Here is a 13,928-nt window from a genome sequence, read left to right on the forward strand (position 1 = left end):
GGATCAGGCTTCGTCGCGCATCAGTTGTTCAACGGCATCCACCACATCCTGCACGGTGCGCACCGCACGGAAGGTTTCCGGCTTAATTTTGCGACCGGTGCGTTTTTGCAGGTGCACGACCATATCGACGGCATCAATGCTGTCGAGTTCCAGATCTTCATAGAGACGTGCCTCAGGCTGGATATCCTCAGGCGCGATTTCAAACAGGCTGGTCAGCAGCGAGGCGACTTCCTGATAAATTTCAGCTTTATTCATCATGTTATCTCCGCTTTCAGCCTCGCTGTTGGTTGACGAACGCGGCCAGCGTCGCAACAGAGAAGAAGTGAGCACGCAGGGTTTCACTCTCCGCAGAGAGTGCCACGCCGTACCGGTTTTTCACGGCCAGACCAAGTTCCAGTGCATCAATCGAGTCGAGCCCCAGCCCGTCGCCGAAGAGCGCCGCCTCAGTCTCAATATCGTCGGGGCTGAGATCTTCAAGATTGAGTGTGTCGATAATCATCTGTTTGATATCGTTAATTAATACATCCATAACGGTTTTCGTCTTACCTGTTCTCGGGGACCAGCGCCTGCTGTAAATGGCGGGTCAGGCGACGCGCGGCCAGCGGCTGCGCATCGGGGTTGCTTTCAAAAAATAGCTGACTGTCAATCTTGTGCCGGACCCGCACGGTAAACAGCGGCTTAACCGGCGGGATCTGAAACCAGCGGCTCTGTTTGTCGAGCATACGCTGGCTACAGGTAATATGTACCACGCGCAGATCGCATCCGGCGCGCACCGCAATATTGGCGGCCCCGCGCTGCAGCGCCAGCGGCTGGCCATAGCGGGTGCGGGTTCCTTCCGGAAAGATCAGGATGGTGTCGCCGCGTGCCAGCCGCCGCTGACTGTCCGGCAGCAGCGTCTCTGCCTCGCTGTTGATGAGGTAGTCCGCCGCGCGGATCACTCCGCGGACAAACGGATTCTTCTGCAGATCGGCTTTAACCAGACAATCCATCTCCGGCAACACCGAGGCGATCATCACATAGTCGATCAGTGACGGGTGATTGGCGACAATCAGACAGCCACGATCCCGCTGCAGCGCTTCGGCGCCTTCGATGCGGTAGTCAAAGACGCCGGTCATCCGGCAGAAACGCAGAAAGCAGCGAAAGCTGAAAGCAATGGCGCGACGCGCCAGCAGGCGACGACGCAGCGAATTGCGCTGAACCAGCAACAGCAGGTTGAAACCGAGCAGTGACAGCAGCAGGCCGCCCAGGCCGAACAGCGTAAAACTCACTGCCGTCATCACCAGTCGCCAGAGGTAGTTAAGGCGGCTGCCGCTGCGCTGTACGGAGGATGAACAGTCAGCCATCGTATCTTCTCCAGTGCCACGTCAGGCGTTCGCCCGGCAGAGAAAAAGCGGGCGCCCCCGCCAGCCACTGCTGCAGAAACCCCAGGCTCTGCGGCAATCCGGGCGACGGGACTGGGTCAGGCGCCGCCTGACCCGTGCAGCGCAACGCGTCTCCCGCACGCAGCAGCAGCGCCACCGCATAGGGCACATTGACAGGCTGCTCCGCCAGCCACGGCAGATAGTAGTCAGGCACGATGCCGTCAAAATCGACCAGCAGCACCTGCTGATAGCCCGCCTGGTGCAGCGCACTGACTTCGATTAGCCCCTGCTGAAAGGAGTCGATGCCCGCCGCAATAGAGGTCGAGACCAGCGGCGCTTTCGCGGCAATGGTCAGGCTGCCAACCGCGGAATTGTGGACCGACATCGCGAAATCCGTGGGTGACAGCGGCTGCTGATCCGCCAGAGTGGTAAGGATGCGCAGATTACGCTCCAGTTCCCCGTGACGACTGGTAAAGACGATCGCGTCAACCTGCTGACGCGCCAGCAGCGCCAGCCCGCACTCTACTGCCGCACGGCTGCCGCCGCTCAGACGACGTGCCGTCATCATCGGTAAAAACTGCGGCTTCGCCATCGCCCCTGCGGGATCGATCGCGGTACCCTGTTGCGCCCAGTCCTGCCAGGCCTCGCTTCCGTGGAGTCCGGGAGCCAGCGCCTGCCAGTCAACCAGCGAGTAAGTGAGTCTCATCTCAACACTCTTTTGTCATGCATGTCGTGTCGGCGTGCCTCGGGTGGTCACCCGGATCGCCGCCAGTCAGGTCTGCCCTGCCCGCCTGCTGGCCGTCTCGCGCTTCACGGTAGAGGTTTATCCGGCGGTTCAGCAATAGCAGTACATCTGATTTGTCGGCCATTGCGCGGCGAACTTTATGCGCCGGAGGCCTGACCACAACACAGCGTGACGATAAAGCCGTTACCGGGCCGCCAGTGCGGACAGACGCAGCTGGATATCCTGGTCGAGATTCGCGATCCAGCGGTTGTAATTGTTGTGGATCTGCCCCTGCCCGGCCTTCAGGTTCTGGCTGCTGACATAATTGATGCGGTAGTTTTGGCTGCTGTACGAAATACGAATTGTCGCCACGAAATCACGCTGGGCCAGCCGGCCATTGATAACGCCGGGGGAAACCGGTGTCATCACCCATTTGCGGCCTACACCCGCTTCGATAATGGCCGTTTTCATCTGGTTGTCGCTGTAGCGCTGCGTCAGGGTCTGATTTACGTTATGAATCGGCGCAGTACGCGCGCACCCTGTGAGTAACGCCGCGACCATGGCCAGCGTCAGAAACGTTTTTTTGTTCATCATGATTCCCTTCTTTTATTAGACATATCAGTTAGTTAAACGGACAGCCCGCCGCGCGCAATTTTAACATTTCGTGCGCTTTTCCGTCTGGCTGGTAAAAAACCCGCGCATGATACCATCGAATGTAAAGACAGGTAAGCAGAAGTCTGCGTGGGTTTTTGGGGGTTATTTGGGGAATGGGAATCGGGGAAGGTGCGCCATCGTCGCGACATCTCAGGCTAATCCCGCCTCCGCAACTCTGGTTACGGCTGGATCGGCCTGAGATGTCAGGATGACGGGCTGGCTCTCCAGCCACCGCCCAGCGCGCGGTAGAGATCAATCTGCGCCAGCAGCAGGTTGCTTTTCACCGTCACCAGAGTCAGCTGGGTCGAAAACAGGGTACGCTGCGCGTCCAGTTCATCCAGATAGGAGGCGTAGCCGTTCTGGTAGCGGTTGCGGGCGATGCGCAGCGCCTCCTTCACGTAACTTTCCTGCTGTTGCAGTGCCTTCAGCTGGGCCTCGCGCTGCCTGATAGCGTCGACGGCATCGCTGACTTCTGAGAAGGCGTTACGCACCACTTTTTCATAGCCATAAAGCGCCTGATTCCGCGTCGCCATCGACACATCGACCTGCGCCGTCAGCGCTTCGCGGTTCAGCAGCGGCGCAAGAATACTGCCTCCCACGCTCCAGAGCCGGAACGGGTTGTCTGCGAGCTGATGCAGCACCGAACTCTGCAAAGTGCCGGTGGCGGTGAGATTCAGACCCGGCAGCAGTTTCGCCTGTGATGAAGCGAGGCTGGCGTCCGCCGCCAGCAGCTGGCGCTGCGCCTGAACGATATCCGGACGACGATTAAGCAGCGCCGAGGGCAGCAGCGACGGCATCGGCTGCGGTGAAATCTGATCAAACTGCTGACGGCGGGCGATGGTGCGCGGATTCATACCGGCCAGGATGCTGAGGGCATTCTCCTGCTGGGCGATCTGATGCTGCAGCAACGGTAGCTGGGCGCTGGCAGACTGATATTCCGATGCCGCCTGCATCCACTCCAGCCGGGAGGTGTAGCCGGTTTCAAACTGACGCTGAGCAAGCTTTAACGAATGACTGCGGCTCGCCAGCGTCGCCTCAGTGACCCGCAGCTGTTCATCCAGTGCGCAAAGATTGAAATAACCGGACGCAACCGAACTGGCGATCGTCAGCTCGGCGGCAGAGGCGGCGGCCTGCTGAGCCGCTAAGGTCGCCTGCGCCGCCGTAATGCTGTTGCTGCGTGCGCCCCAGAGATCCACATCGTAGTTCGCCTTCAGCAGCCCCTGAAAAATATCGGTTTCATAAGGCTGGCCCGTGACCGACGAAAGCGTCCGCTCACGGGTTGCGGCAACCCCGGCGCTCAGGCTGGGAAAGTTATCGCCCTCTGCGGCGCGCAGCTGGGCGCGGTACTGAGCCACCCGGGCGCGCGCCGTGAGGATATCAGGATTATTGCGCAGCGCCTGGCTGACCAGCCGGTTGAGATTCTCATCATGAAAGGCGCGCCACCACGCCGCCTCGGGCGCGGACGACGGCCCGACCTGGCCGCGCCAGGCATCCGGGATCAGCAGCGAGGCGGGTGCCTTCTCAACCTGGGTCGCGCAGCCCGACAGCAGGAGGGCTACCGCGGCGATCAGAGTACGCGGCCTCATGGTGTCGCCTCTGCGGCGGGCTGCGCGGCGGTGTCGATGTCCACTTCAACCGACATCCCCGGACGCAACTGCGCCATATCCTGCTCATTGATGCGGATACGAACCGGGATCCGCTGGGCGATTTTGACGAAGTTACCGGTGGCGTTGTCGGGAGAGATGGCGCTGAATTCCGAGCCCGCCGCCGGCGAGATAAACTCCACCTGACCGTTAAAGCGTTTGCCATCCAGGGCATCGACCCGGATGCTCACCGGCAGCCCAGGGCGGATATGTGCCAGTTGAGTCTCTTTCAGATTAGCGATAATCCATTTGCGATTCGGCACCACGGAGGTCAGACGCGTTCCGGCGGTGACGTAGGCGCCGGTGCGCACCGAGAGCTGCCCAAGCTGCCCGTCATCGGGCGCGGTAATCCGGGTATTAGCCAGATCGATCTCCGCCAGCTCCAGCGCGGCACAGGCGCTGGCGACGTCGCCCGCCAGCGCGCCACGATTGACGATCACGGTTTGCAGATTCTGCTCAGCCACGGCGATCTGGGCGGCGGCCTGGCGCACCTGCGCCTGCGCCTGGGCACTGGCGGCGCGGGCAGCATCGCGCTCACGCACCGACAGCGATCCATCTGCCGTGAGGTTTTCGACGCGCTTCAGGTCAAAGCCGCTTTTCAGCGCCTGGGCTCTGGCATTTTCCAGCGCCGCCTTGTTGCTCTGAATGGTGGCTTCTGCGCTGCGTCGCTGTTGCAGGTTATTGTTCAGCGCCGCCTGCTTCATCGCCAGCTGCGCCTGCGCCTGATGCACCCGCTGGCGATAGATACGGTCATCAATTGTCATCAGCAGCTGCCCTTTTTTCACCGGCTGCAGATCGATTACCTCGACTGAAGTGAGATAACCATTGACCTGCGGACTGATAAAGGTCACCTGACCGCGCACATAGGCGTTTTCGGTGCTCTGTATGGCGCTGGTAAAGGGCCAGAGCTGCCAGGCATAGAGAATGACCAGTACGCCAATGACGACGATGCCGCTGCCCGCGGCGATGGAAAGGATACGACGACGATTCGCGCGTTCGCGTTCGGCCGCCTGAAGCTCATCCTGCTGACTCATTGTTTCTCCATTGATTCCTGGGCCATCTGTTGCTGCTCACGCAGGTTAAATTGCGCCTGACGCCAGTCAAGATAACGACGCCGGGTTAAGCGCCAGAGCACCCACATCAGGGTAATGAGTGCCAGCGCGGCGGTTAACAGGTAAGTATCGTTATAGGCGAGTACGTTGGCCTGCAGCGTGGCAACCGTCTGCAGCTGGCTGGTGCTCTGCGCGCCGCGTAGTACGTTGTCGCCCACCAGCGAATTAAACAGGGCATTATACTGGCTGAGCCGTTCAGTGACGTTGGGGTCGAGCAGTGAGAGCTGATCGCCCAGCAGGCTGGAGTGATATTTCTCCCGCCAGACCTGAAACGTGCCGAGGATCGCCGAGCCGATCAGTCCGCCGAGGTTCTGGCTCATGCCAAACAGTACAACGAAGCTCACCAGATTTTTCGGCTGCGTCACGACGCTGCCAATGCCCATCAGCATCGCGGGTGCCATAAAGAAGGCGCTGCTGAATCCCAGCAGAAACTGGCTGAAATACATTTCGGGGCCACGGGTCAGCGGGCTGGACTGCGCATCCATCAGCGACGCGATAATCATCACCACCAGCGAGGCCACGATCGGCCAGTTAAGATGGCTGGGTTTGATGGTCAGCGCGCTGGCGGCGATGCCAACGATCACCCCGGCAATGATGGCCAGTGCCAGACCGCGCATCTGGTCATTCTGCAGTCCAAGCTGCTGCAGAAAACCGACCGCGCCGGTGTTCTGCTCGGCCAGCACGATACGGATCATAATCATCACGATGCCGAGGCGCACCATCATGCCGCTGCTGAGCCAGCGGGTATTGATCAGCGGATTACGCCGGTTGTGCTCAATAACAATCGCCGCCACGATCAGCGTCAGGGCGATGGCGGTACAGATCCCGAGCCACGGTGTGGTAAACCACCACTCAATGCGCCCCAGCGTCAGGACGCCGCACAGCAGCGCCATACCGGGCGCCAGCAGGATAAAAGTGACGAAATCCATCTTTTCAAAGGTTTTGATGCGATCGCCCGGCGGCAGTTTGACGAGCAGAACCCCACCCAGCGCAATCAGCGCCAGTCCGAGTTCAAACAGATAGAGACCGCGCCACTCGTTGAGCTGCAGCAGTTCCGAGGAGAATAAGCGAGCCAGCGGGATTGCCAGCTGCGAGACCGTCAGGCCAATAACCAGCGCTTTGAGACGATGTTTTGCGGGCCAGGCCTGAACCTGATAGTAGATACCCAGCGAACTGAGTGCCGCCGCCACCATGCCGTGCGCGGTGCGCACGATAATTGCCGAGTTCAGGTCGTTGGCAAACAGGTGGAAAAACGCCACCAGCACATAGAGCACCAGAAACGCTTCGGTAAAGACCCGCAGGCCAAACTGCTGTCGGAACTTCACCAGTAGCAGGTTGATAGAGATATTGCCCATTACGTAGACCGCAGGCAGCCAGGCAATTTCGTTTGACCAGGCCGCGAACGTTCCCTGCAGATTGACCAGATTCGCCGTCACCAGCGCATTACTCAGCGCACCGGTCAGCGAAATCAGTAAACCAATCAGGCCAAACGCCAGGCGTTTTGGCATCGGATGCAGCGGAGTCGAAGGTGAACCCGGCAGCATCGGTTTTTCATGCGGCAACCACTCGCGTGCAGCGTAGGGATTTCGCTTTGCCACCGTTACATGCTTCCCATACGGCTCAGCAATTGTTGCAGGACGCGCTCGGTGACGGCCAGATCCTGCGGGGCGATATCTGCCAGCATTTGGGTACGCAGAGCATCCGCTTCTGTTTTCACTCTGGCGAACGCTTCATTACCCTGTTCTGTCAGCACCAGATGGCGTTTGCGGCGATCCTCGGGGGGCTGCACCCGCATCAGCAATGACTGTTTTACCAGCCGGTCCACCAACGGCACCATGCTGGCATCTTCCAGCCCCAGCATCTGCGCCAGTTCGGTCTGGGTCATGCGTTGCGGCTCGCTGGCAATCAGTCCGATAGCCATCCAGCTGCTCATACTTAATCCGCTATCTTTAAGGTGACGATCAACTGCCAGACGCCAGGCGTGCGCGGTCAGATGCAGTAAATGGGTAAACGTGCGTGTATGTTCAGACAAACGTTAGCAGCCTAATAGTAAGATATCTAATTGAGAGAGGACGTTATTATACGCAAAGGGAATCGCGAATGAAAAGCGTCCCGTCTGTTAAAAATTAGTGGATCGCGGCAGAATGTCCAGAGGCCGCCACCAGGAGCCCGATACCATGCCAAAGCCCTCAGAAAACTGGGTTGACCTGCGCCGTGATGCCGTAAGCGGTATTGAGGCGTTGCGCGCCCACTTCACAGGTCATGCCTATGATCTTCACTGGCACGACAGTTACCTGATTGGCGTGACTGAACAAGGCGTACAGCAGTTTCATTCACGGCGCAAACAGCACCAGAGCCGACCCGGCACGGTCTTTATGCTGGAACCGGAGGAGCTGCATGATGGCGATGCCATCAACGATAATGGTTTCACCTACCGGATGCTCTATCTTTCGCCGCAGCAGATAGCGCAGCACCTCCCCCCGGTCACAGCCGACGGGGCAGCCCGTGAACTGCACTTTGCCACCACGCTGCGCGACGACCGTTCGCTGGCCTATGCGGTCTGGCATGCGTTCGACGCCCTGTGGCATAACCACCCTGCCCTGATCAAAGATGCGGCGCTCGATCGGCTCGCCGCTCAGCTCACACCGCACCGCGAGTGGTTACAGCCTGCAGTGCCAGCAGCCAGGGATAGCCTGCTGGCACTGCAGGCGCGTGACTGGCTGATTGCTTACCATGCAGACAACCCAAACCTGGCGCAGATGGCGCATCACCTGCAGGTCGACCGTTTCCGGCTATCACGCCTGTTCCGGGCACACTGGGGACTGCCTCCGCACGCCTGGCTGGTGCAGTGGCGGCTGAGTCAGGCGCGTCGTCGGCTGGCACAGGGCGAGCCCGTTGCTGACGTGGCCGCCGCACTGGGCTTTGCCGACCAGAGTCACCTGGGACGCTGGTTTAAGCGTGCCTGCCAGCTGTCGCCCGCACGCTATCAGCACGCCTGCACAAATCTTCCAGACCCCGGTTAACCCCCCTGTCACAATGCGTTCTTTTCATTCAGGAGAAACGCAATGCAGGACCTCAGATGTGTGATGATACTTAACAGCGTGCTGACACCCGGTAAAGCCGCCAATGCGGCTGCCGTGATGGCGTTAACCCTGGGGCAGCGACATCCGTCGCTGGTTGGCCCGCCCCTGGAGGATGCAGCAATTTGCCCTTCGCCCGGTCTGATCACTACCGGCATCCCGGTGCTGGTGGCGACAGACCCGCAGCTCGATGCCCTGCGGGAAGCGAGTGAACAGGCCTGTGATCTGGTGCTGTTTCCGGAAGCGGGCCAGACCACCACCGATTATCAGGCGCTGCGCGACGTACTGCGAACACAGCCGCGGGCAGAATGGCGTCTGCTGGGCATGGCGGTTGTCGGCGAGAAAAAAGTCCTGCGTAAGCTGACGGCAAAGCTGGCGCTTTTCAGCTGATTTGCTGACGGGAAACAGGCCAGCGTTTCCCGTTTTTTTCAGTTCCGCCTTTAACGGGCTTCTTTGTATAGGTTATTTGTACAGATTTTGTTTCAGAATAATCCTTATAAGCTACTGAAAAGCTACGAATAGCACGTTTAGCCAAAGGATCCGATTGTACAAATTGGCTTTCATTGTATAACTTTACCGCCATGAGTTGTGGTACGACTCTGTAACGAATGATGCATTTGCGTCGCCTCTGAAGGTGTCTGTGGATTTCCACCTTCAGAGGTTATTTTATCTGCTCACGTTTTGAGCTGGCACCATCGCATCTGTCCATGTGATGGTTTTGATCGATTTTGTCCTGACATCCGAACCGGAAGCGGGCTGTTATAAAGGGCTTACACATGCAAGAGAGTCTTCCCCGAACCGATAAAGAAATTTCAGACTATTTTAATGCGGCTGCCAACAGGCCAGCCAGTGAGATGGAAACGCTGGGTATTGTGATTGCAGAAATCCTTCAGTCCGGCATGCCCGTTAACAACAAAGCCATCATCTCAAAGCTGATTCACCGGCTGGAGCTGGAAAGCGACAGGGCGTCACTGGATGTCTACCGGCAGCTGCTTGAACTGGTGGTCTACAAAACGCCGGACGATTTTTCACTGTAACTTCACCGATTCCATGGAGGGATTCATCCGCCTTTTTCTGGTATCTTTTCAGCACGCCCGGTAATATCTGCCCCTCACCTGCTATGCCGATTTTCCCGCCCCTCGCGCGGGAGCAAAATAACTCAAGAGCCTGCAATCTTTATGACTCAATCCAATGATAAGGCCGCAACCGAGGTTGTGGCTGCTGATATCAGCGTGGGACGCGTTCTGCGATCGCCTGCCCTGCTGACCCGTGAATGCCTGGCCGGAGTGATTACGGCACTGGCACTCATCCCTGAAGTAATCTCCTTTTCCGTTATCGCGGGCGTTGACCCGAAAGTCAGCCTGATCGCCTCTGTCGTCCTGTGCCTGACACTGTCGATTCTGGGTGGCCGGCCAGCGATGGTAACGGCAGCAGCCGGATCGGTCGCACTGGTAATCGGCCCGATGGTTCATCAGCACGGTGTGGCATATATACTGCCCGCCGTAGTACTGGGAGGCATAATTCAGATCCTGTTTGGCGTGGCGGGTCTGGCGCGCATGATGCGTTATATTCCCCGTTCCGTCATGCTGGGGTTTGTGAATGCGCTCGGAGTGCTGATTTTCTTTGCACAGGTGCCACACGTCTGGGGGCAATCCTCACTGGTCTGGATTTTCTTCGCCGTGACGCTGGCTATCGTGCTGGTGTTGCCGCGGCTGATCAAGAGCATTCCCTCTCCGCTGGTCGCTATTGTTGTCGTAACGACCGTCGCTGTGCTGATGGGCTATCGCATGCCGAACGTGGGTGATGAGGGGTCGATGAGTCCGGGCCTGCCTGGCTTTAATAGCCTGCTGGTTCCTCTGAATCTTCAGACGCTACTGATTATCTGGCCTACCGCACTGAGCATTGCCTTTGTCGGCCTGATGGAGTCTTTGCTGACCGCCAAACTGGTTGATGACCTGACTGATACGCCTTCCAGCAAGCGTCGCGAATCCTGGGGCCTGGGTGTCGCAAACATTCTGGCGGGCTTCTATGGCGGGATCGCTGGCTGCGCGATGATCGGTCAGACCATCGTCAACGTGGAACTGGGCCGGGCGCGCAGTCGGGTGTCGACAGTCGCGGCCGGTCTGGTGCTGCTGCTGCTGGTGACCGGACTGAGCCGGATTATGGCGCAAATCCCGATGGTGGTGCTGGCCGGAATTATGATGGTCGTGGCCGTGAAAACCGTAAACTGGCACAGCCTGCAGCCCGCCACGCTGAAGCGTATGCCGTGGTCCGAAACGCTGATTATGGTCCTGACGGTCGCGGTGACGGTCTGGACCGGTAACCTGGCGCTGGGCGTACTGGCTGGGGTGATTCTGGCCATGTTACTGTTTGCACGCCGCATTGCCCATGTTATTCATGCGGAACGCGAGCTGAGCGCGGATGGCGAGTCGGTGCGCTACGTGGTGCGTGGCCCGCTCTTTTTTGCCAGCAGCAACGATCTGTTCGAGCATTTCGATTATGCCCACGATCCAAAAAAAGTGACGATCGATCTGACCCACGCGCAAATCTGGGATGCGTCCAGCGTCGCGGCGCTGGATGGCATTGAGTATCGCTATCAGCGTTATGGCACAGAAGTGGTTATTGAAGGCCTGGACTCAAGAAGTACCGACTTCCATCAGCGCCTCACCGGTAACTTTGGTTAACTGAGGCTGTTCTGCTGCCTGCCGGCAGCAGAACTGATTACGCCTGTTGCCGCCGCGCCCGATAGCGGCCGACCATGGTGATCAACGCCTGATAAATTAAACCCGCGTAGAGACTGGTCAGAATGGCCAGACCGGGCTCTTTACCCTGCGCCTGCCACGACATAAACCACATGAATACGCCCCACAGAACAGAAAACACCAGCCACCCGCGGACGAACTTCATCATGCCATTCATAACGTCTCCTCTAAAATGAAGCGCTACCTTAGCGCGGGACGCCACGAAACGCATTGGCAACATGCGTGAGTTGCGAGGCGTTTCAAATAATCCTGACCAATTTTCCTGATTATCAGGGAGCGGATTCGCTTCAGGCGATTTTATGGCGCTTATCTATACTTAACGCTCCGCTTAACCAATCAGGGAAATATGATGAAACGTTCGGCTTATCTGTTATCCACTCTGGCCATTCTCGCCACCCTTACGGCCTGCGCACCCCCTCCACCAGGGAGAGATGCTCCTCCTCCACCGCCGCCGGGTAAAGACGCGCCACCGCCACCGCCTGGGGCACCCGGCACCATGGCCCCATCAGGACAACCGCATGCCTGACGGGCTTCAGCCAGCCTGCGTGTCAGGCTGGCTGATACCCTATATCCGCCATTTGCAGTCTCATCCTTTGCCAGCCTGATAATCGCGACACACCCGCTACCTCTCTCCGTTTTCTTCTGTCTGTTGCAGGCGGTTAACGCGTGGGCCGGGATCGGGTCATCAGTAAGGCAGAACCATTCCGTCCTCCTACCTTTCTTCTTAAAGGAATCAGACCGCGAGCTGGTGGCCAACGGTGGCGACACTGACCAGTCAGGAGATAAGAGATCGGCCACATACGTACTCTGTAGCAGTAGCCGAAAGCCTGACAGCCCGAGCAAACACAGATTTCAGGACGCCGGGTCGCAGAAATAAATCAAAGGCGCGGTCAGCGTGCAAAGGTGGACGAGAAAACCGGGAGAGAGAAAGTGGACCGGGCAGCAGGAATTGAACCTGCATCGTCAACTCATGCTGAGTTGCAGTAATACCTTTATACCATGCCCGAGCAGTGTGCCTGAAAAGGCAACGGTTCCAGATAAGGGTAGCGCCACTTCCTGAACAGGCAAGCGCAAGCGGCACCTCTTTTTCCCGCCTGCCCCCGGCGTCAAAAATCAGGGATCGCGGGCTGTGCAGCGCGATAATTCAGCTAACCTTACCTGTTAAGACAACCTGTTCCGGCCAGAACGCCGGGCCATTTTTATCGCGAGGTCCGTACTATGCCTTCAGGACAGTTTTATGTCGTCGATCAGCCTGAGCTGAATTTCACCGCCAGTTACCATATTGATAAGGTGAGCGAACAACCCGCTGCCTCTGCATCACGGATGGTGCTGGAGATCCAGAAGCGGATACAGGCTACGGAGGCGTTCGACGCGCTCAGTATCGGTAATGAAGTGACGTTTGTTTCCTCCAGCGGCGAGGCGCAAAAGATGATTCTGGTGAGTAACACCGAGGAGCAGCTGGTATTCAGCTCGCGTGGCTGAACAGCAGGGGATAAAAGAAGTCAATATCTCAGACAGCGGGCACAAAAAAACCGCCTCTTAAGGGGCGGCTTACGACACTGCTTATCATTGATTTTATAGGTAAATCGATATGGTGCCCGGGGCGGGACTTGAACCCGCACGACCTTACGATCGAGGGATTTTAAATCCCTTGTGTCTACCGATTTCACCACCCGGGCAGGGTGTAACTGGAGGCGCGTCCCGGAGTCGAACCGAGGTACACGGATTTGCAATCCGCTGCATAGCCACTCTGCCAACGCGCCTTAAACTGATGTGCCGTCAGGTTAACCTGACCTGCGAATCTGGAGCGGGAAACGAGACTCGAACTCGCGACCCCGACCTTGGCAAGGTCGTGCTCTACCAACTGAGCTATTCCCGCAAATTTCAGCAACTTTATCGAACCTGCTGATTTTACTTATCTTCTGGCAGACTCGCTGCCTTTCGATGCGTTGCATTCTACTGACCTGACGGATTGAGTCAATAAAATTATCCTCCCAACCCGTCCGTTTGCTGCTTTTTAAATCGTATCGATCACGGTTCGAGCAAATCGCCGCGCGCGGCGCTGAGATACTGGAACATTGACCAGAAAGTCAGCACAGCAGCAATGTATAATGCGACGACACCGATCGCGATGACGGTGGCATCCGGACGCCATAACAGCGCAAACAGGGAGAACATCTGCGCAGTAGTTTTGACTTTGCCAATCCACGAAACTGACACGCTGCTGCGTTTGCCAATCTCCGCCATCCACTCACGCAGCGCAGAGATGATAATTTCACGCGCAATCATGGTCGCTGCGGGCAGTGTGATCCACCAGGCATGGAAATATTCGGCCACCAGCACCAGCGCAATGGCCACCATCACTTTGTCAGCAACAGGATCGAGAAAAGCACCAAAGCGTGTCGTCTGCTTCCAGCGACGCGCCAGAAATCCATCAAACCAGTCAGTGATAGCTGCAAAAACAAAGATTAAGGCGGTCGCGAGCGGCGCCCAGTAAAACGGCAGATAGAAAGCCAGCACAAAGAACGGAATGAGCACGACTCGAAACAGGGTGAGACACGTCGGAATGTTTAATTGCATATGCCGGTAACT

The 13,928-nt window shown here is 57.9% G+C and carries 16 protein-coding genes and 4 tRNA genes; 5 read left to right on the forward strand and 15 right to left on the reverse strand.

Going from position 1 to position 13,928, the window contains the following annotated elements; all coding sequences use genetic code 11:
- Positions 1 to 3: 3 nt before the first annotated feature.
- The 9 genes from RT657_RS02930 to RT657_RS02970 form a co-directional block, all read right to left on the reverse strand.
- Positions 4 to 258 carry an acyl carrier protein gene (locus RT657_RS02930; protein WP_313652398.1) on the reverse strand — a complete coding sequence of 85 codons (255 nt, stop codon included), beginning with the start codon at positions 256 to 258 and terminating at the stop codon, positions 4 to 6.
- Positions 259 to 271: 13 nt separating this feature from the next.
- The gene (locus RT657_RS02935) at positions 272 to 529 is read right to left on the reverse strand and encodes a phosphopantetheine-binding protein (RefSeq protein WP_313652399.1); all 258 of its coding nucleotides are present in this window, start codon (positions 527 to 529) and stop codon (positions 272 to 274) included.
- Between the two features lie 13 nt (positions 530 to 542).
- Entirely contained in the window at positions 543 to 1,343 is an 801-nt protein-coding gene (locus tag RT657_RS02940; RefSeq protein ID WP_313652401.1) for a lysophospholipid acyltransferase family protein, read from the reverse strand.
- Entirely contained in the window at positions 1,336 to 2,067 is a 732-nt protein-coding gene (locus tag RT657_RS02945; protein ID WP_313652402.1) for a beta-ketoacyl synthase chain length factor, read from the reverse strand. Before RT657_RS02945 ends, RT657_RS02940 begins: the two co-directional genes overlap by 8 nt.
- A gap of 222 nt (positions 2,068 to 2,289) precedes the next feature.
- Positions 2,290 to 2,676, reverse strand: a complete 387-nt coding sequence (locus RT657_RS02950; RefSeq protein WP_313652700.1) for a hypothetical protein — start codon at positions 2,674 to 2,676, stop codon at positions 2,290 to 2,292.
- A 266-nt stretch (positions 2,677 to 2,942) separates the two neighbouring features.
- Positions 2,943 to 4,325 carry an efflux transporter outer membrane subunit gene (locus RT657_RS02955; protein ID WP_313652403.1) on the reverse strand — a complete coding sequence of 461 codons (1,383 nt, stop codon included), beginning with the start codon at positions 4,323 to 4,325 and terminating at the stop codon, positions 2,943 to 2,945.
- Positions 4,322 to 5,416 (reverse strand): HlyD family secretion protein, encoded by a 1,095-nt coding sequence (locus RT657_RS02960; protein ID WP_313652404.1) that lies wholly within the window; start codon positions 5,414 to 5,416, stop codon positions 4,322 to 4,324. Before RT657_RS02960 ends, RT657_RS02955 begins: the two co-directional genes overlap by 4 nt.
- Positions 5,413 to 7,092, reverse strand: a complete 1,680-nt coding sequence (locus RT657_RS02965) for an MFS transporter (protein WP_313652405.1) — start codon at positions 7,090 to 7,092, stop codon at positions 5,413 to 5,415. Before RT657_RS02965 ends, RT657_RS02960 begins: the two co-directional genes overlap by 4 nt.
- Positions 7,093 to 7,094: 2 nt before the next feature.
- Positions 7,095 to 7,526 (reverse strand): MarR family transcriptional regulator, encoded by a 432-nt coding sequence (locus tag RT657_RS02970; RefSeq protein WP_313652406.1) that lies wholly within the window; start codon positions 7,524 to 7,526, stop codon positions 7,095 to 7,097.
- 145 nt (positions 7,527 to 7,671) lie between these two features.
- Between RT657_RS02970 and RT657_RS02975 the strand changes: the two genes are divergently transcribed.
- From RT657_RS02975 to RT657_RS02990, 4 genes are all read left to right on the forward strand, one after another.
- Positions 7,672 to 8,517, forward strand: a complete 846-nt coding sequence (locus RT657_RS02975; RefSeq protein ID WP_313652407.1) for an AraC family transcriptional regulator — start codon at positions 7,672 to 7,674, stop codon at positions 8,515 to 8,517.
- 42 nt (positions 8,518 to 8,559) lie between these two features.
- Positions 8,560 to 8,964 (forward strand): DUF2000 domain-containing protein, encoded by a 405-nt coding sequence (locus tag RT657_RS02980; RefSeq protein ID WP_313652408.1) that lies wholly within the window; start codon positions 8,560 to 8,562, stop codon positions 8,962 to 8,964.
- A gap of 386 nt (positions 8,965 to 9,350) precedes the next feature.
- Positions 9,351 to 9,611: a biofilm/acid-resistance regulator YmgB/AriR gene (locus RT657_RS02985; protein ID WP_313652409.1), complete on the forward strand. Its 261-nt coding sequence runs from the start codon at positions 9,351 to 9,353 to the stop codon at positions 9,609 to 9,611.
- Positions 9,612 to 9,752: 141 nt separating this feature from the next.
- Positions 9,753 to 11,258, forward strand: coding sequence for a SulP family inorganic anion transporter (locus tag RT657_RS02990; protein WP_313652410.1), 1,506 nt, complete (start codon positions 9,753 to 9,755; stop codon positions 11,256 to 11,258).
- A 37-nt stretch (positions 11,259 to 11,295) separates the two neighbouring features.
- On the opposite strand, the gene RT657_RS02995 is transcribed toward RT657_RS02990, so the two are convergent.
- Positions 11,296 to 11,493: a DUF6404 family protein gene (locus RT657_RS02995; protein ID WP_313652411.1), complete on the reverse strand. Its 198-nt coding sequence runs from the start codon at positions 11,491 to 11,493 to the stop codon at positions 11,296 to 11,298.
- 774 nt (positions 11,494 to 12,267) lie between these two features.
- Positions 12,268 to 12,343, reverse strand: a tRNA-Ala gene (locus RT657_RS03000).
- Positions 12,344 to 12,554: 211 nt separating this feature from the next.
- Between RT657_RS03000 and RT657_RS03005 the strand changes: the two genes are divergently transcribed.
- Entirely contained in the window at positions 12,555 to 12,818 is a 264-nt protein-coding gene (locus RT657_RS03005; protein ID WP_313652412.1) for a hypothetical protein, read from the forward strand.
- Between the two features lie 110 nt (positions 12,819 to 12,928).
- Here RT657_RS03005 and RT657_RS03010 read toward each other — a convergent pair.
- From RT657_RS03010 to pgsA, 4 genes are all read right to left on the reverse strand, one after another.
- Positions 12,929 to 13,015, reverse strand: a tRNA-Leu gene (locus RT657_RS03010).
- A 10-nt stretch (positions 13,016 to 13,025) separates the two neighbouring features.
- Positions 13,026 to 13,099: transfer RNA gene (locus RT657_RS03015), tRNA-Cys, on the reverse strand.
- Between the two features lie 40 nt (positions 13,100 to 13,139).
- Positions 13,140 to 13,215 (reverse strand) — tRNA-Gly (locus tag RT657_RS03020).
- A 152-nt stretch (positions 13,216 to 13,367) separates the two neighbouring features.
- Positions 13,368 to 13,916: a CDP-diacylglycerol--glycerol-3-phosphate 3-phosphatidyltransferase gene (pgsA, locus tag RT657_RS03025; RefSeq protein WP_313652413.1), complete on the reverse strand. Its 549-nt coding sequence runs from the start codon at positions 13,914 to 13,916 to the stop codon at positions 13,368 to 13,370.
- Positions 13,917 to 13,928: the final 12 nt, after the last annotated feature.

Origin of the sequence: Pantoea sp. (genome assembly GCF_032114055.1) — a bacterium.
In the GTDB taxonomy this organism is placed as follows: domain Bacteria; phylum Pseudomonadota; class Gammaproteobacteria; order Enterobacterales; family Enterobacteriaceae; genus Pantoea.